15 protein-coding genes and 1 tRNA gene are annotated in these 17,961 nt (G+C 62.4%); 6 read left to right on the top strand and 10 right to left on the bottom strand.

Features of this window, described 5'->3' with window-relative positions:
* Positions 1-215: 215 nt before the first annotated feature.
* A complete protein-coding gene (locus K6I40_RS10010) occupies positions 216-1,643 on the top strand; it encodes a sodium-dependent transporter (RefSeq protein WP_222918881.1) in 1,428 nt (475 codons plus the stop codon).
* A gap of 797 nt (positions 1,644-2,440) precedes the next feature.
* Here the strand turns inward: K6I40_RS10010 and K6I40_RS10005 are convergent.
* From K6I40_RS10005 to K6I40_RS09985, 5 genes are all read right to left on the bottom strand, one after another.
* Positions 2,441-2,743 carry a hypothetical protein gene (locus tag K6I40_RS10005; RefSeq protein ID WP_222918880.1) on the bottom strand — a complete coding sequence of 101 codons (303 nt, stop codon included), beginning with the start codon at positions 2,741-2,743 and terminating at the stop codon, positions 2,441-2,443.
* A 443-nt stretch (positions 2,744-3,186) separates the two neighbouring features.
* On the bottom strand, positions 3,187-3,822 hold the full coding sequence (locus K6I40_RS10000) for a fibrillarin-like rRNA/tRNA 2'-O-methyltransferase (RefSeq protein ID WP_222918879.1): 636 nt from the start codon (positions 3,820-3,822) through the stop codon (positions 3,187-3,189).
* Positions 3,815-4,690, bottom strand: coding sequence for an NOP5/NOP56 family protein (locus K6I40_RS09995; protein ID WP_222918878.1), 876 nt, complete (start codon positions 4,688-4,690; stop codon positions 3,815-3,817). The genes K6I40_RS10000 and K6I40_RS09995 overlap by 8 nt, the downstream gene beginning before the upstream one ends.
* Before the next feature lie 131 nt (positions 4,691-4,821).
* Positions 4,822-5,949: a DUF63 family protein gene (locus tag K6I40_RS09990; protein WP_222918877.1), complete on the bottom strand. Its 1,128-nt coding sequence runs from the start codon at positions 5,947-5,949 to the stop codon at positions 4,822-4,824.
* An 86-nt stretch (positions 5,950-6,035) separates the two neighbouring features.
* Positions 6,036-6,839, bottom strand: a complete 804-nt coding sequence (locus tag K6I40_RS09985) for an inositol monophosphatase (RefSeq protein WP_222918876.1) — start codon at positions 6,837-6,839, stop codon at positions 6,036-6,038.
* A gap of 180 nt (positions 6,840-7,019) precedes the next feature.
* Between K6I40_RS09985 and K6I40_RS09980 the strand changes: the two genes are divergently transcribed.
* Positions 7,020-12,404 carry a S8 family serine peptidase gene (locus tag K6I40_RS09980; RefSeq protein ID WP_222918875.1) on the top strand — a complete coding sequence of 1,795 codons (5,385 nt, stop codon included), beginning with the start codon at positions 7,020-7,022 and terminating at the stop codon, positions 12,402-12,404.
* A 47-nt stretch (positions 12,405-12,451) separates the two neighbouring features.
* Here K6I40_RS09980 and K6I40_RS09975 read toward each other — a convergent pair whose 3' ends face one another.
* From K6I40_RS09975 to K6I40_RS09965, 3 genes are all read right to left on the bottom strand, one after another.
* Positions 12,452-13,042: a protoglobin domain-containing protein gene (locus K6I40_RS09975; RefSeq protein ID WP_222918874.1), complete on the bottom strand. Its 591-nt coding sequence runs from the start codon at positions 13,040-13,042 to the stop codon at positions 12,452-12,454.
* Between the two features lie 437 nt (positions 13,043-13,479).
* Positions 13,480-13,656: a hypothetical protein gene (locus K6I40_RS09970; RefSeq protein ID WP_222918873.1), complete on the bottom strand. Its 177-nt coding sequence runs from the start codon at positions 13,654-13,656 to the stop codon at positions 13,480-13,482.
* A gap of 403 nt (positions 13,657-14,059) precedes the next feature.
* Positions 14,060-14,142, bottom strand: a tRNA-Leu gene (locus K6I40_RS09965).
* Positions 14,143-14,364: 222 nt separating this feature from the next.
* Between K6I40_RS09965 and K6I40_RS09960 the strand changes: the two genes are divergently transcribed.
* Positions 14,365-14,589 carry a hypothetical protein gene (locus K6I40_RS09960; RefSeq protein WP_222918872.1) on the top strand — a complete coding sequence of 75 codons (225 nt, stop codon included), beginning with the start codon at positions 14,365-14,367 and terminating at the stop codon, positions 14,587-14,589.
* Between the two features lie 180 nt (positions 14,590-14,769).
* Here the strand turns inward: K6I40_RS09960 and K6I40_RS28345 are convergent, their stop codons facing one another.
* Positions 14,770-14,898 (bottom strand): hypothetical protein, encoded by a 129-nt coding sequence (locus K6I40_RS28345; RefSeq protein WP_255681947.1) that lies wholly within the window; start codon positions 14,896-14,898, stop codon positions 14,770-14,772.
* 102 nt (positions 14,899-15,000) lie between these two features.
* Here K6I40_RS28345 and K6I40_RS09955 point away from each other — a divergent pair, with 102 nt between their 5' ends.
* Both K6I40_RS09955 and K6I40_RS09950 read left to right on the top strand, forming a co-directional pair.
* Complete coding sequence (locus tag K6I40_RS09955) at positions 15,001-15,225, top strand: hypothetical protein (RefSeq protein WP_222918871.1); 225 nt, start codon at positions 15,001-15,003, stop codon at positions 15,223-15,225.
* On the top strand, positions 15,218-15,712 hold the full coding sequence (locus tag K6I40_RS09950) for a DUF309 domain-containing protein (protein ID WP_222918870.1): 495 nt from the start codon (positions 15,218-15,220) through the stop codon (positions 15,710-15,712). Before K6I40_RS09955 ends, K6I40_RS09950 begins: the two co-directional genes overlap by 8 nt.
* Before the next feature lie 260 nt (positions 15,713-15,972).
* Here K6I40_RS09950 and K6I40_RS09945 read toward each other — a convergent pair whose 3' ends face one another.
* Complete coding sequence (locus tag K6I40_RS09945; RefSeq protein WP_222918869.1) at positions 15,973-16,455, bottom strand: hypothetical protein; 483 nt, start codon at positions 16,453-16,455, stop codon at positions 15,973-15,975.
* Between the two features lie 659 nt (positions 16,456-17,114).
* On the opposite strand from K6I40_RS09945, the gene K6I40_RS09940 reads away from it, so the two are divergent.
* Positions 17,115-17,912 carry a succinylglutamate desuccinylase/aspartoacylase family protein gene (locus K6I40_RS09940; protein WP_222918868.1) on the top strand — a complete coding sequence of 266 codons (798 nt, stop codon included), beginning with the start codon at positions 17,115-17,117 and terminating at the stop codon, positions 17,910-17,912.
* Positions 17,913-17,961: the final 49 nt, after the last annotated feature.

The raw sequence follows: 17,961 nt of genomic DNA, 5'->3' as shown, positions 1-17,961 counted from the left end.
CCCCGTACTTACCGCTGCTTCACGATCCTGTCCGACTCTGGACGAATTCTCTGACGATGATTTCACTAAGCCCGTTTCGGAAGTGGCGTTACGTACGTGTGCGAACTGACCAGGTTAAGCGTCGTGTTCAGATTACCTGATTCCATGTCACCGCGAATGAGCTGAGCCGCTGATAGACAATTCTTATGCGCGCCGAGTCGGTTCCCTGAGACAGGATGGTACGTGAGAGTTGGTCGAGTCGCGCCGGATTTATCTTGGCCGCGGTCGGAAGCGCAATCGGACTGGGGAACATCTGGCGATTTCCCTGGATGACCGCGGAGAACGGCGGAAGCGCCTTTCTGCTGTTGTATCTGCTCATCGTCCTCGTCGTCGGTGTGCCGGGATTGCTGGCCGCATTCGTGATCGGTCGACGGTCGAATCGGAACCCAGTGGGGGCGTTCAAATCGCTCGCCGGATCGCGTTTCTGGACGGCGTTGGGCGTGCTCTGTGTCGTGACCTCGATCATGCTGATGTCGTTCTACAGCGTCGTCGGCGGATGGATCCTTCGGTACTTTCTCGAGAGCGCAACGGGCGCCTATTTCGCGGATCCCGAAACCCACTTCGCGGCGATCAGCTACGGTGCCGAAGCATTCGGCTACCAACTCGCCGTCCTCGTGGCCACGTCTCTGATCGTCGCCGCGGGGATCAGACGCGGCATTGAGGCGACGACGAAGGTGATGATACCCGGTGTCGTCGTGTTGCTCATCGGACTCGCGATCTGGGCGGCCCAACAACCCGGCGCCGCGCAGGGATACGAGTTCTACCTCGAATTCGACGGTGCCTACCTCGCGGAGAACTTCCTATCGGTACTGGGAGCGGCCGCCGGCCAGGCGCTGTTCACCCTCTCGATCGGCAGCGGGACGATGATCACCTATGCCTCCTACATCGACGACGACCGCTCGCTGCCCCTCGACGCCTCGGCTATCGCTGTGTTCAATCTCGGTATCGGCATCCTGGCCGGACTCGTGGTGTTCCCGTTGCTGTTCTCATTCACGCCGGGCCCGGCTGAGGGCGGCCCCGGCGCCCTGTTCATCGGGATCGCCGGCGCGTTCGCAAGCCTGCCCGGCGGGCGACTTCTCGGCGCGGTCTTCTTTCTCGTCGTTCTTCTCGCAGCTCTGACGAGTCTGATCAGCATGCTCGAGATTCCGGTCTCGTTTCTGGTTGACGAGTTCGATCTCGAGCGGTCGACGGCGACCCGGGGGCTATTCGCGCTGATCGCACTCACCGGCGGCGTGAACGCGTTCAGCCCCGCGGTGTTTACGCTGTTCGCGGACCACCTCGTCGATCTACTCTTGGTGCTTGGCCTGACCGGGTTCATGGTGTACACAGCCTGGGTCCTCGGTCCGGCCGCGATCGAGGAGTATCTCGAAGGTGCGGGACAGCTCTCACGCCCACTGGTGGTCCCGTGGCGATACGCGATCGGGACCCTCTTCCCGGCGTTTCTCCTCTTTACGTTCTACGCCGACGTCGCGGCCCTAGTCGGGATCCCAGCGGGGACGGGACTGTTGTTGGTCACGGCGCTGCTGACAGTGATGGCGCTCGTCTTAGTGGCCCGCCGTTCCGTCTCTGAAAACCGACCGCAACCGAGCGAGAGTACGGACTGACTGAGACACGTTGCTCAGTGCGAACCGAACGTTTGCGCTGTCGTTCGGAAGACGCAGAGCGTCTTCCGTGACTGAGCGAATCGAAGCTAAGCGGGAGCTTCGCTCCCGCGATGTCAGCAGGGCGTACGTCCCGCCAGAATTCGCGGGATCCGCGAAGCCGTAGGCTTCGCTTGATGACGAAAGGCGCGAAGCGCTTTTCGAACCACGAGCACGACGGAATCGCGCCCTCGGCGAAATCTCGAGAGAGCGAAGCTCACTCGGACTGGGCGATTCCTTCGGAATCGCTTCCAGTCGGGCGTCAACGCCGTCCGACGACAGCGGGGGACAAAGGTCTTCGAGCAGTCGGCGTGCTCACAAATCGCAGATTTGTGGCATCACGAAACGGCGAAGCCGTTTCGAACAACTTCGTGCCGACACCCTCACGGGATCTTTGATACCGCTTAGCTTCGACGGAAAGTACTCCTCTCCCTCGGCTCACGGCCGTCAGCCCGTTCGATCGCGGTGAGTACGCGTACACTCCCTGTCCTGTATTGAACGAAATTACTGTCCGACTTCAGACGAGTTCTCGGACGATAATTTCACCAAATTCTCTTTCGAAAGTGATGTTAAGTACATATGCGAAATGAGCACTAGTGTTTCTATTAGGCACGGGAGATGTCCAGCGAGCCGTGCTGAATAGATAGTGTGGATCGTTCACCGGGTTCCATCGGGAATGGAGTTGTTGGGTGGCAGGTATAGAAGTTAGAGGTTCTGTTGAGGGCCTATTTTTCGGGCATTTATCATAGTAGAACTGTCCATTACAGGTGCACACCAAATATAGCCAATATACCTGTTAGGAGGAAGTACACGAAGCAGACCCCGAGGAATCCCACCATTACTAGGATTATGACCGTCTGGAGGACTGAAGTCCAAGAACCGGTAGAGTTCCCATCCGTCCTGTCCATTCCGACTTCACTATCTCTGTATCCCATCGACTGGAGGACTGACTCTCCAGAATCCGGAGAATCTTCGCCCGTACTTCCCATTCCAACTCCATGTGTGCCTCCCATTCCACCGCCACTCATACCGCCACCATCCATTCCCCCGCCATCTCCGTCCATATTTCCCCTAAATGTATATTCACTAATAGGTGTTTCCCCATTATTTTATCTGTGATTTTCGAATTGACCCGATATACGCGCTGAATCCAGCACTTGTATTCAGCACACCGTTCCTGATAGAAAGGGGAGGGGTTACGATTCGGAGCGTCACCTCCCTCACCTGTACTTACCGCTCATCATAGTCTAATCTCTCCCCTCCGAAGCGGACTCGACAACACTCATTATCAAGGGTCCTATCCTCTTCTACTGCTAGAGAAGAACCGTTGTACCGTCCCGAATCGGCCAGCCTAACGTTTCGCTAGCGCGGTGCGTGCTCTGCGCGCCGCGCAATTGCCCTGCCCCCTTAGGGGCACCACAGACTGCGTACAATAGCGCCGATGATTGTTGCAATTACTACAGCCGATCGGCTCAGCGCTACCAGATCAAATGATAGTGGATCTAAATCAGAGCGGCCGCGCGACGATCCCGAGATGGTCCGCATGATAGCTCTCGAGCCGTCTACTCTCCACAATCTCGTACCCCTCCTCCAGTTCCTCTCGAACGTCCTCGAACACGGCCGCCGGCTCTCGAGTCACGTCCTCACTCCGGGCCTTCACGGCTAACAGGAGCTGCCCGTCGTCGGCCAAGAACTGCCGGTTCTCGAGCGCTACGCGGGCCTGCCCGCGCGTCGCCACGTCCTGTACGATCACGTCCACGTCCGACTCGACGACGTGGGCGTAGCTCTCCGGCTTCCGGGCGTCTTTCAATAGCGGAAAGAGCCGATCGCGGCTTTCGGCGGCCTCGAGCAGGTCCCGGACCGGCCGCGCGGCGAACTCGACCGCGTATGTCGGGCCGGCGAAATCGGCGACGTGGCTCACCGTTGTTCCGCTCGCGGCACCCAGATAGAGGACGGTTTCGCCGCCCTCGAGACCGGTGTCCATGCTCAACTCGAGCATCGCACCGAGCTTCGATCGGTGCGGGTTCCACGCGCGCCACTCACTATCTGTCGGCTCGCCGTAGACGGGCTCCCCTCGAGTCGCGAGTCGCTCGGCCCCGTCGAATTCGCGGCGCTCGACCCCTTCCGGGAGGGCCTCACTCATCGTCGGCACCTCCGTCGGTCGCGGCGTCGTCGTCCGTCGTCCGCGCCTGAATCGTCTCGACTCGCTCGGCCAGTTCCGCCTCGAGCTCGGGCTTTAGCTCGCTCGAGTAGTGGTCGACGCGGGCAGCGATGGAGAGTTTCCCGGCCACCGCACGCGCCGCAGAGCCTCGCTCGTCGGGATGGGTGCCCCGCACCGCGTCGTGCGTGTAGATGATCCCGTGTTTGGGCGAGGGCGCGTGCCCCCGCAGATGGGCGAACAGGGCGTCTTCTGCACCGAGCACCTGTACCGTCCCGCTGGGTTTCTTCGCGAGATCCTCCAAGCCGCCGGCCAGCGCGATCAGCCGGGCCGCGAGGACGGGCTCGGCCAGCGCCGAGAGGTTCGGCGCGACGGTCGGGGTCTGGCGTTCGATAAACTCCCGTAGCTCGTCTGCCTCGTCGGCGAGGTCGGCGACCCGTTCGGCGAGCGATCGGATCGCAGGCTCCTCGAGCTCGTCGTCGGCCTCCTCGCGTGCGAGCGCTCTGGCGTACTCTACGCCGGTCCCCGCCTCGGGATCGACGGTTCCGGCCCACTCCGCGAGCCGCTCGGCGAGTTCGTTGGCCGTCCGATTACAGTCGTCCATCGCCCGAATCGCGTGGACGAGCTGGCGGTCGTCGGCCCGTTCACGTTCGGTTACCGCGGCCCGCGTTGCCGCCGTCGTCGCCTCGCGGAGGGCGTCGTAGTAGTCATCGGCGTCGCTCGCGAACCCGTCGTCGACTGCGATGGTCGGCCAATCGCGGGGCTCGTCGGCGCTCCCCTCGCGAATCGCGGTCGTCGTCGCATCGGGATCGTCGCGGTCCACGCCCGCGAACCACCCGTCCGTATCACTCATGCTGGGTCGTTCCGGGCGCGGGCGATTAAACTCCCCGTTCGCGGTCGCTTCGGATCGAACGTCCATCGACGAACACCGGTCTCGAGAGGCATTCGAGCGACGAAAACAGACCGAAAAGCCAGGAGAGCGAGTCAGACGCCGAACGTGGCCCGAAGCATGTCGCGGGTGCCGGGACCCAGTCCGACGGCGACGACGGTGATCATGAGCAAGATGGCGTAGCGGGGGCTGTCCTCGAAGACTGTCTCGTCGAAGATCCAGATGACGAAGACGGCGGCGGCGATTTTCACGAGCAGGAACGGCCAGGCTGAGCCGGTGACGGCGACGATATTGGCTGGCAGCACGTCAGCCGTCGTGTTGGCGATCGCCCGGTTGATCGGGTGTTTCGGGACGAGGTTAGCCGGCAGCCCGAGGCTGGTCGCCCAGTCAAGGCCGATGACGTTCGCGACTCCGTCGACCGCGTGGGCCCAGATGACCACGATCCCCATCGACGCGGTGCCGCGGTTCAGCTCGGGGGCGAAGCGCTTGAGTGCGACCCACGTGATCGCCGTCGTAAGCGTCGCACCGACGAGAATCACGAGCGGAATGAGCGGGTGGAACTCCGCGTAGGGCTCCGTCGCGGCGACGTACGCCAGATACGCGAGCGTGATCGTCAGCACTGTCGTTCCGATGCCGGCCAGCGGGTACTCATAACCCGAGACGTACTCGTTGCGATCGAGCCAGATGGAGAACACTACTGCGAAGAGCGCGATGAAGAAGACGGTGAAGTAGATCAGCGGGCTGATGATGAAGCCGGACCACGGCAGCTGAATGGCCATCGAGCCAGTCTCCTCGAAGGCAGCGGCGTTAGCGTCCTCGACGACGCGCAACGCACCGCCGAAGAGCATGAACGGGAACAGGGCGAAAAAGCCCGCGCGATAGCGTTCGATCCCGAGGCGGCGCACGAGGAAGATGATCCCGACTAGCAACAGGACTAGCGTCGGGATGTAGCCGGCGTAGGAGACGAACGTGTAGCCGGGCTCGGCGGTCGGGCCGGCACCGGGGCCGGCCTCGCTGCAGGAGATTTGCTCGCCACCGGCCCAGGCGACACAGTTCCAACTGTGGGCGTCGGCAACGACCGGCCCCCAGAAGTACTGCCAGATGAACTCGACGTACACCCGCTGGGGGAACAGGACCGCACCGAGGACCACTACGGCGGCGAGCGTCGCGACGGTCGCGGCCCAGACGCGCTCGGCCCCGAACCGTTCGATGAAGTCGTCCATACCCGAACCCGATAGTGGTGGCCGCTTACCGTTTCCGGTTTCAACGCGCGGGACTATCCGATTCGCTGACCGCGAGTCGCGACCGCTCAGTCGTCGATTTCGCGGGCGGCAGCGAGTAACTCGTCGTGAATCCCCCCGTTCGACGCGACCAGGCCCGTGCTGTCGTGTCGCCAGCGATCCCCTTCGAGATCGGTGACGACTCCGCCGGCTTCACGAACGAGCTGCACGCCGGCGACGGTGTCCCACGGGTTCGCTCGCAGGTTCGTCATCGTCCCCTCGAGTGCACCGGCGGCGACCATCGCGAGCTCGAGTTGGGCGCAGCCGTACCGACGCATGTCGCCAAATCGCTCGACGACCGCGCGGGTGGCTGCGGCGTACTGGTCGCGCTGGTCGAAGTCCCACCAGAAGGTCGGACAGACAGTGGCGGCTTCGGGGTCGGTACGGTCGCTGACCGAGAGCGACTCGTCGTTGCGATACGCGCCGTCCGGACCGACGCGGTACGTGTCCGACAGGGCGGGACAGTCCGTCGCAGCGCCGACTGGCTCGCCGTCGACGACGGCCGCGACAGCGGTGCCGAACGCACGGGATTCGTTAACGTAGTTGTTCGTTCCATCAATGGGGTCGACGATCCAAGCCGGTCCCGTCGCCGGGACCTCCTTTAGTGCGTCCTCCTCTTCGCCGACGATCGGATCGTCCGGGAACTCCGTCCGGATGGTCTCGATGACGGTCTCCTGTGCGTCCCGATCGACCTGTGTCACGACGTCTGTTTTCCCGTCTTTCTCCTCGACTGTGAGGTCGGTTCGAAACGAGTCTGCGGCGACGGCAGCACCTTCGGCGGCTGCGAGCGCTGCGACGGCGGCCCGATCCCGATCCGATGTCTGGTCGGTCATATCTTTCCTTCGGCGGTCGGGGCTGAAAAGTGGTCGTCTCGTCCCCGTCCGCGGATTTCGGATGGAAATCGAACAATATCGAATTGAATCCAAACGATGTGTTAGCATACGTACGTTCGTGTGAAAATAAATTCAATTTTGCCATAATATATTTACACCGGTACTCTCCATCTCGATTGTATGTTCCTCTGTCACTCCGAGATCGGCCGGCGAGTACGGTCCGGTCTCGTTCTCGGTATGCTTCTATTCGTCGTCTGCGGTCTCCTAGCGACGCCGGTCTCGAGCGCCACGGGACCAGTTGTTAGTGACGATTCCACTGACGGAACCTCCGTTGAGAGCGGTATTTCGATCGACTCTGCACTCGAGAGCGATGCTGACTCGGAGACTGTCGACGTGATCGTGCGTCTCTCGGAAGCGAACGTCGCCGCGGCAGCGACGTCCGAGCAGGCGACGACCCGTCTCAAACGACACGCCGAACGGACGCAGGGGGCAGTCGTCTCCTATGCCCGATCGACCGACGGCGTGACGGTTCGCAATCGGTTCTGGCTGACCAACGCCGTCCTGCTGTCGGTCGATACCGATCGCGTCGACCTCGAGTCGTTCGGTCGGTTCGATGAGGTCTCGACGCTGCACACCAACTTCGAGGTGGAAGTCGACGGAACGGCGACAACCGCGGCGGCGTCGACGGATTCGAACGGAACCGTGACGGCCGAACAAACCGCGACCGAGACGACCGGAACGACCTACGGTCTCGACCAGATCAACGCGCCCGCGGTCTGGAACGAGTACGAAACGAACGGCACTGGCGCGAAAGTCGCCGTGCTCGATACGGGAATCGACGCGGACCACCCCGATATCGATCTCTACACCACCGATCCGTCGGACCCCACATATCCAGGCGGGTGGAGCGAGTTCGATAAGGACGGCAACGAGGTACCCGACTCGACGCCCCAGGACTTCGGCGAACACGGTACCCACGTTAGTGGCACGGTCGCGGGCGGGGCCGCGAGCGGAACGCATATCGGCGTTGCCCCCGGTGCCGACCTGCTTCACGGGGCAGTCTTCACAGAGTGCGATAGCACTTGTCACGGGACGTACTCGCAACTCCTAGAGGGAATGCAGTGGGCAATCAACCAGGATGCTGATGTCGTGAGCATGAGCCTTGGTGTCAGGGATTACGAGGAGCGGTTCATCGATCCGGTTCGAAACGCACAGGCGGCGGGAACGGTTGTCGTATCGTCGATCGGTAACAGCGGCGAGGGAACCAGCGGATCGCCGGCGAACGTCTACGACGCGTTCGCGATCGGCGCGTCGACCCGATCCGGCGACATCACCGAGTTCTCGAGTGGAGAGACCATCGTAACGGACGATGCCTGGTCCTCGCGGTCCGCCGACTGGCCGGACGCGTACACGGTCCCTAACGTCGCCGCACCCGGGCTGTGGGTCAACAGTTCGGCCCCGAACGGCGGTTATCAGCGCAAGTCAGGGACGAGCATGGCAGCGCCCCATGTCGCGGGATCCATCGCGTTACTGCGATCGGTCGACGAGGATCTACGGCCTGATGAGATCACGACCGCACTTGAGGAGACGGCCCGGAAACCGGACGGAGCGGACTCCGGACAGGATACCCGGTACGGTCACGGGATCATCGACGCGAAGGCGGCAGTCGATGCGATCTCGCCGGCGACGGTTACCGGAACTGTGACCGGCAGGGACGGCGAGCCGGTCGACGGCGCAATCGTCTCGATCGACGGCGGCAGATGGACCGCGACAACCGACGGAGCCGGCCGCTACGAATTGCGGGTCGGTCCCGGTGATCGGACGGTAACCGTCGCGGCCACCGGCCACTATTCGGCCACCGAGACAATCGAACTGTCCGGAAACGAGTCGGTGACCCACGACGTATCGCTGGTTCCCACCGACTTCGTCACGGCACCTGAACAGGAGCGTCTCGGTCCAATCGAAGCCAACGGCTCTGTGGCGACGACGTTCGACGTCACGGAGATCGACGCGCTCACGATAACGCCGACCGAGAACGCGACCATCGAACCCGATGCACTCGAGTTCGCGGTCGGCGGGACACGCTTCGGACCAAATGAGACCATCACGTTCGATCCGGCGGTCACTGACGACCGGTTTACTGTCACGTCCCACGTCGCGGCCGACCGGAACGGAACGCTCAAGCTCAACTACGAGTTCGGCCGCAGCGGAGAAACGCAGACGGTCAGTCCGGGCCCCACACGGGTCGTCCCGCAATTTTACGACGTCGGCATCGTCGCCGATCCCGATGACGCCGCCGGCCGACGACTGCAGGCCGGCCTCGCTGACGAGTTACCAATCGCGTACCGGCCGACCCGCGTCAATACCACCGACGCCGTGTCCGCCGCCGAATCCGGCGAATACGACGTCTTCGTCGCCTTCGAGTTGTCTGCGGGTGGCGGCAATCGAACGAATCGAACGAACCTGACTAGAGCGTTCGTCGACGCGACGGCGGCGAACGACACCGGTGTACTCTATCTCGGTGACGGCGTTGACGACGACGCGCTGGCTCGACTCGTGAACGATACGTCCGTCGTCGACCGTCTCGAGACGTCCAGTCACGACGGACCGGATGAGGTCGTCCTCGAGCGGAATCACCCGCTTTTCGATGGCGTCGGCACGGAACGCGACGCCGTCGCCGTGCGGGAGAACGCGACGAACCGGACATGGTTCGACGGGGGCGAGATGCGGACGCTCGCATCGGCGACCGACGACGGCGTCCTCGCCGACGGGGCGGCCCTCGCGATCGACAGGCCCGACGACCGTATCGTGTTCGATGTCACGCCGGAGACGGGGCAGTTGACCGACGATGGGTGGACGATCGCGACCAACGCGGTCGAGTATCTCGGAGCGGGGCGATTCCACGTGCGCGATGACCTCGAGGCGTACGGCGTCAGCAACGGATCCGCGGAGACGGCGATGTTCGCCGTCCCCGAGACGGGAACCGTCACCGTCGCTCTCGCTAACGGGACGACCGTCGAGCCGGCGAACGTCACTCTCGCGGTGAACGGCAGCGACGTCGCTCCCGGCGACGAGATCCCGGTCGATCGAGACGCAGTCGCGCAGGGACTCGCGGTCGACGTGACCGTCGCCGACGGCGTGACCGGGACCATCCGGCTCACGGCCACCTTCGAGAACGAGACCGTGACGACATCGCCGATCCGATTCGAGCGCGACCCGCCAGCGCGGTACGCAGGGACCGTCGCCGTCAACGGCGAGCCAGCACGGGACGACCTCACCGTCCGGGCCATGCATAACGGGACTGTCGTCGCGGAAACGGCAACGGAGAGCGCCCGGTTCGGTGTTCCGACCGCAGACGGTAGCAGTGGTGCATTTGAGGTGAATGCGTCGGCCGTACCGGAGAACGCGACGCTGACCCTCGCACTCGAGAACGCGACAACGAACGCGTCACCGACCTGGAACGCGGGCACGGAAGCGCGAACAGATCTCGCTATCACGTACGACGACCCGTTCGACCGGACGACCGTTTCCGCCCCTCGATGGACCTCAACCGGTGCGGCGAGTCCCGTCTCGATCGCATTCGACGGTGAGACGGCGCAGTATTTCACTGACCGAACGTGGCTCGGGGAGTATGACACCGTTCCCGCGGACCGCTGGAACGCGACCCGCACCTACGGGCCGGCCGACGAGGGCATCGTTACGGTGAGCGCGCGGCTCACGGACTTAGCGGGCGAGACTCGAACGATATCGACGCGGACTCTCGTCATCGACGGCGAGATCGCACCGATCGACGGCCGGATCGGTCTCCCCGCGAGCGAGGGAACTCAGGCCGACGGAAACGAGGCCGGCGTTGACGGCTCGGTCGTCCTCACGCCGGCCCACGGCAACTGGACCGATCGACGGCCGGTCGAGGACGGGGCGTTCGAAGCCGCGACCGAGGCGACCGTGTCCACGCACGCCGTCTTCCTCGAGGCGTCGGGCGACTACCCGCGATATCAAACAATCTTTGACCGCCCGGTCGGAGACAACGAAACTGTCGCCACCGAACTCACCGAGAGCCACGAACTCGAGGTCGAGGTGACGGACTCGAGCGGCGTCGGTGTCGCGAACGCGTCAGTCGCGGTCACACCGGTCGACGCGAGCGAGCGGGAAACGGCCGTCGTCACGCGTGAGACGACGACTGACGAATCGGGACAGTGGACTGGTCCGAACGGCGACAGCCTGGGTGCGGCGGTCGACGGACCGGTGACGGTCACGGTTACACCACCCGACGACGCCGCCTATGTCGACGAACCGTCCGTCCGAACGCTCACGGTCGCCGAGCCGACGACTGCCTCGTTCGTGTTGGCGGACCGACCTGACGGCGATCGCGGCAGCGGCGATAACGAGAGTAGCGACGATGATACTGATAACAGAAGCGGGAGCGATAGAGAGAGTAGCGCCGACGATGGGAGTGAGGGTGACAGCGGCGACGGTGGTGTGAGTGACGGCGGCGGTGGTGGCAGCAGTGCGAGCGGCGGTAACAGTGGCGGCAGTAGTAGCGGAGGCGGTAGTAGTGGCGGGAGCAGTGGCAGTAGAGGCGGTAGCACCAGTGGCGGGAGCGGCGCTCCCAATAACGACGAGACGGCAAGCGAGGAGATGCGGTTCACGTCAACAACGGGAGACGACGGTCGTGCACTACTCGAGGCCAGCGAATCCCAGCTCGATCGTTCAGCCGAGACGTCGCTCACCGGTGCCGATACTAACGGCGTCACATTCGAGCGCGTCGCGATCGTTCCGGCGACGAATCGGTCGAGCTACGTGTTCGCCCTGCGCCCCGGTCATCGCAGCAACGTCTCCCACCGCGACGGTGCAGTGGCCTACGCCGACTTCGACCACGACGGCATTGCGGAGACGATCGGCTCGCTGACGCTCGAGTTCGCCATCGCCGACGAGGCGCTTCCCAACGGGACGGCTCCCGAAGACGTCATCGTCTCGGCGTACCACAACGGGAGCTGGAGCGCGGTCGAGACGACCTACGACGCCGAAACGGAGACGTACACTGCAACCGTCTCTGGCCTGCCCGCGCTCGCGATCGGCGTCGACGACGCTTCGCACGAGTTCACGGTCGTCAACTCGAGTATCGAGCCGACTGAAACACAAGCCGGTAGCCCGGTGGCGATCGAGGCGACGGTCGAGAACGTCGGTGCCGTCACCGGGGCCGACGAGATCACGATCGCTACCGATGGCGACCCCCTCGTCACCGAGCGGGTCGATCTCGGTTCCGGAGAGCGGGAAACGATCGCAGTCGAAGCGACGTTCAACGCGTCTGCGACGATTACGGTAGCCGGGTCGACGCTGGGAGACGTGACCGTCACCGACGACTCGGTCTCCGACGAGGCCGTTTCCAACGACTCACCGACCGACGACGCGGCGACGAGCAACGAGTCGGCGACCGACAGCGTGGCGACGGACGACTCGAGTTCCGAATCCGACGATGTCCCCGGCTTCGGCGGACTCGCCGCCGTCGGTGCCATCGCGACGATTCTGTTCGTCCGCGCTCGGTTCCTGGGATCCGACCGGTAACCGATCGCGAATCGGTTGTGAGCCGACCCGGCTGTCCCGGTCGGGCGCTACCAGTTCTCCTCGGGGAGGTACGCGTACGTCCAAAGGGTCACCTGTAACACGACGGACTTGAACCAGGCGTGGTACATCGCGTCGATCTCTTCATCGGAGTGGTCGCCGTCCGCGAGGAAGTCTCGGATCGTCGCCGTGATCGGGTAGATGAACGCGACGAGATAGCGCATATCAATGTGATCGACTGCGTCGGCATCGTCCGCCTCATTTTTCTTCTCGCGCGTGTGTCGCCGGCTGATCTCGAACTGGTAATCCAGCCACTCTCGATCGTACGGCGTGTCACAGGTATCGCGAATCCACTGGCCGAATCGCTCGCGGACCTGCTCTAAGTACTCCTCGTCGGGATTCCCCTCACCGTCCGTGAAGTAGTATACGAGGAAGTCGTGATCCGCGACGAAGTCATACCACACCTCGAGCACGTCGTCGATCTGGTCCTCGAGGACGTCACCGGCCATCTGCAGAGACTCTTCGTCGTCCTCGTCGAACAGCACCGTCTGCTGTAGCCGTTCGAACTCGTCCATGCTGATCGGCGCGTCTGGGACGTCGTCTGCCCCGTACGCGTAGCCTGGGATCTGGTCGCTGCTCATGGGTCTTCGTGGCGCGCTCCCACGGTCGAGGGCATAAATCCTGGCGGGAAACCGAATCCCGTTGATCTGTCTAGGAGATCAACATACCGTTCCGGATCGATCATCGGCATGCGGTGGCGCGCGCTGTCCGCGAGGCGCTCACTACGTTCGCGCCTCGGAAAGCGAACGGCGAAGCTGTGAGTCTGGGAGAGCGAATCGGTTGGGGAAGGCGTGATACCTCCGTGCCACCACGGGAGCAGGACACTCCGTCCACCCTGATCACACTCGAGGAGGCCCTTCCACGTACAGAGTCCAACGAACGGATCTTACGGATGCACGTACTCGAGGCCCCGGTTCCGAGCCGGCCGTTCGACGAGCGACATCGACAGGTGGTGCATGGTGGTTTCGTCGACACCGCCGAACGGCCGGCTGACCGTCGGGGCTCAGTCGAGCCCCGATTAGTCGTTTCGCTCGCGCTGGACGAGCGCGGGTGGTACCGAACAGCCACAGGGGCTGGCCGATGCCGTCATGGGGCCGGTGACGGTGACGAAGCCGACCGGTTCGCCACAGCGCGGACAGTCGGGGGGCGACGACGAGCCGTTGTTGTCGTCGCTTGCGTCGGAATCGCTACGCATTCCGACCACGACTCGCTCTCCGCCGTGACGCCGAAACCGAAGCCGAGGCTGGTCGTGTCGTGCGATTCTGCCTTCGTGCGGGACGTTTATATCCCGGTAGAATGAACGTAAGCATGGCTCCTGAACCCTCCATGGGTTGGGAAGCCAAGTCTCGGGTGTTCCTGCACCCGGGGCATTTGCGTGCTACCCCACATTCTGGAGACTGACTTCCAGTCTAACAGTTGACCCATTGCAACTTATATCTACTGCTCACCGTACGGAAAATACTGAATCATGCGTGAGTGCGATCAGGCAAACCACGGACACAGATCACGCGACGACGAGCCAGCCGCTGGTCGCAGTAGGATCGGCATCAGAAGTTTGCGAGGGCAAGACGCTCCGTCTTGCCGCGCACTGTGGTCAGTGCGAGGGGAGGGGATCGAACCCACGAACTCCTACGAGAGCGGATCTTGAGTCCGCCGCCGTTGACCGCTTGGCTACCCTCGCACGCAGTCGACTCTGAGACGCTCATCGCGGTTAAATCGTCCGATTCCTGTCTCGAGTCAGCCGTCGTATCCCATTTCAATCGCGTTAACAGTGGACTCGAGCCACCGTCCTTGAGTCCCTGTCACAGGTCGTATCACTGAACCAGTTCGGCGACAAACCACAGTTTCAGTCCCATTGTCGCCGCAGTCGCGAGCGGCCGTCGTTTGTACACGACAGAGTTGTATGCGAAGAGGGGAGCTGAATGAGGTTCAGCACCTGCGGGAAGTCGAGTCCGAGAAACGGGCTCCCGCGCTCACTCCACTGTTGTTCGGCGCGGACGACGGTGGACAGCCAGTCGTCCGACACCGATTCGGGGTCCGGAAACAACAGGGGGTTGACGATGAGAAACAGCCCCGTCAGCGCGGCCAGACGCCATCACCGAGTGAAGCCGGCGATGATCAATACTGATACGCGGGCAGCCAGGTCCACCCGCACTTCGGGTTCGAACGCCGATCCAGACCATGTCCAGTAGAATGCCGAACTATCGTCGGCCACGCGGGCAAAACGATATCACACCGCTCGCGCGCGAGCGACCGACGGCTCTCGACGCTCGAGCGCCCGAGACGGCAGGTCTGACCGAGAACGCGATCAGGCCGTCTGATTCTCGAGGTCGGCCGTCGTGTACCGTCGGTCACAGTTCAGACACTGGTAACCGCCCTCGATGTGGCCATAGAGGCGTTCCCCGCAGTGCTGACAGCGGCCATAAGGCTGTACCATCTAGTCGGTACGATGGACTGAAACGGCATAAATTCGGTGCCTATACACAATAAGGAGTGCATAACCGACGGAATTACCCGCGTGACGACCCTTCTATCGACTATGGACGAGTACATCCGCGACGCCGCCACCGATCCACCGGTGGGGACTCCGGTGAGATGGACCCCGTCCGCGGGTCGCTGGGAGCATACCACGCTACGCCGGGCGACCGTCCACGGCGTTCGGCCGTTCACCGACGGCACGTTCCGCGGCTCACACGACTGTTTCGAGACGGATTGCTCGAGCGTAACCAATCCTCGCAAGCGTCTCAGCGCGACCCATGGATGAGCATACCCGGGACCACACTGTCGGTCCGCCGACTTCAGGGAATCCGACTGGATGGTGTCGAGAGCAAGCCGAATCGAACGGGTGGAAACACGGAACGCTTCGTCGAGCCGTAATTCACGGCGTTGCACTCTTTAATTCCGGTGACTTCCACGAATCGCACGATTGCTTCGAAGCGGAATGGTATAACTACGGGAGCGGGACCACGGAAAGCGCGTTTCTGCACGGAATGGTGCAGGTCGCAGCGGGAGCCTACAAGCACTTCGATTTCGAGAACGACGACGGGATGCGGAGCCTCTTCGAGACGGCGCGACAATACCTACATGATGTTCCGAACGACTACTACGGTATTGACGTCCACGATGTCCGAACGACGATCACGAACGCGCTGACTGATCCGACAGCATTGCATGGCTGGCAGATCGAACTCGATGGAGAACAACCGGAAGCCACGGAAACCGATTTCGAGTACGTTCGAGGGCTCGAATAACCTTCAGAAGGACCAGCCCATCCAGTTCGTCTCGAGATATCACGTCTCCGAGACTAACTGCTCCAATACCGATTGAGACGCTACACCCATTTTCCCTTTCATCACGTGGGATACCCTGTGCCGACGCTCTATCGCAGAAATTCTCTCTCGGTCGATATGACCAGTTCACAACTATTCGATAGAAGGGGGAGAACTGGATCGGTCGCTATCGTCCTGAGACGGAAGCGACGATGGTGTCTCACCCGCCGATCAGCGCACGACTAGACGGTGAACCCGAAGTTAAAGTCTCCCTGCCACTGTGACCGTTCGCCCTGGAATTTCGTCTCCCCACGGTGGCGATTGCCGACCCACAGTACGCTCTCGAGTGTGGTTCCGGCATCGCTCATCACGAGCCCGTCGAAGAGCGAACTCTCGATGTTGTGAGCCTGGCCACTCTCGCCGAATCGAAGGCTCGCGCCATCCGGTTCTATCTGAGTGTTCTGCAAGACGAGTCGATTGACGTCAGTGCCCCGTCTGCTGACGAAGAAGCCGTGACGATCCTGTTCCGTCTGGGAGTTGAGGTCGTATTCACAATCCCTGAAGACGACGTTCGACGAGCGAATGTAGACCGCGTAATCGGAGGTACTCGGACTCGTCCGATCGGTGATCGTACACCCTTCGAACACCGTCCGCGCCTCATCGTTATCGGCAACGCGGATCGCACGTCCATTACCCCCTTTATCGGTGATGTGTATATCCGTCAAGTGCGCCGGTCCATCCTGTGTCAGGCGGATGATCTCGGTGTTCTTTTCGATCGAGTTTTGGATGCCGAGTCGCTCACGGCGATCCCGCTCCCGGATCCCTGCGTTTGTGCTGCAGCGACGTCAACGCCTCGAGAATTCGTTGTGGCTGCGCCAGTGATAGCGCCGCCGATCCCGAGGGCACCAAGCAGTTGAACGTACGAACGCCGCGTTGTCTCCCCACCTTCACTTTCCGACCACAATTCCCGTTGGAAATCGCTCATCGCAACCTAACTGTCACGATATCTCTGATTTATTATCGGTTTGCTAGCGACACTTGTGCTGTCGTGAACAGTTTTTTCGCTTGGTGTCGCTGCAACTGTGACGGGTTGATGGCGGGAACAGTGTCTCTGGACTCGGCGCGGGTCGACGGCTAGTCGATTTCGCTCGAGGGCAGACGACCGATTGCCTGGCCCGCTGACGAGGAATACACCGACCGATCCGCGGACTGAGCGGACCGTATCGTGGTTCTTCAGGAATGACAGGTTCACCCTAATCGAGTCGCCGACACCGCCCTCGATGGGAGACGTTGGCACGGTAACGGTCGATCGGTCACGATCACTGACCAATCGGTGTTGTGAGAGACCGAATCGCCTTTCACGCCGCGGCCCAACTATTACGTAATGAGAGTCGCACAGCTCGGGTCGGGAACGCCGGAGATCGCAGTCGTCGCGGGCGTCCATGGGGACGAACCCTGTGGCGTCCGTGCCGTCGAGCGATTACTCGACGAACGCCCGACCGTCAACCGTCCCGTCAAGCTCATCGTCGCCAACGAGGCGGCGCTGGAACGACAGGTTCGCTTCATCGACGAGGATCTCAATCGCGCGTTCCCCGGCAATTCGGACGCCAAGACGCACGAAGGACAGCTCGCGGCCGAACTCATCTCGGAACTCGAGGGCTGTTTGACCTTCTCGATGCACTCCACGCAGAGCCACGCAGACCCCTTCGCGATCGTCAACGGGGTCAGCGAGACGGCGACGGACATCGTCCCGCAGTTGCCCGTGGCGGCAATGGTCGAGACGAGCAACTTCGCGGAGGGACGGCTCTTCTCCGCCGTCGACACTGTCGAAGTCGAGTGTGGACTACAGGGCTCGGAGACGGCCGCCCAGAACGCCGATCGACTGACTCGCGCCTTCCTCACTGTCGTCGACGCGTTACCCGGCGATACCGTCCACCGCGAACTCCCCGTCTATCGGCTTACGGACGTTATCCGGAAGAACCAGGCCGATACCTACGAGGTCTTCGTCGAGAACTTCACGGAAGTCGAGGAGGGCGCTCCGTTCGCCGCCGCCGACGGCAACGAACAGGTCGCCGACGAGCCGTTCTATCCCGTCCTCATGTCCTCAAACGGCTACCGGGACGTCTTCGGCTACGCCGCAGAGAAACTCGACGTCCTCGAGACGCCGACTACAGCAGACTGACGGTTCGTCCCGACGGTCTGATTCGCCCGTTTCTCCCGCGTGACCTAGC

The sequence above is a fragment of the Natrinema sp. SYSU A 869 genome (assembly GCF_019879105.1).
Classification (GTDB): Archaea; Halobacteriota; Halobacteria; order Halobacteriales; family Natrialbaceae; genus Natrinema.
This window is presented reverse-complemented; position numbering and strand designations above follow the sequence as displayed.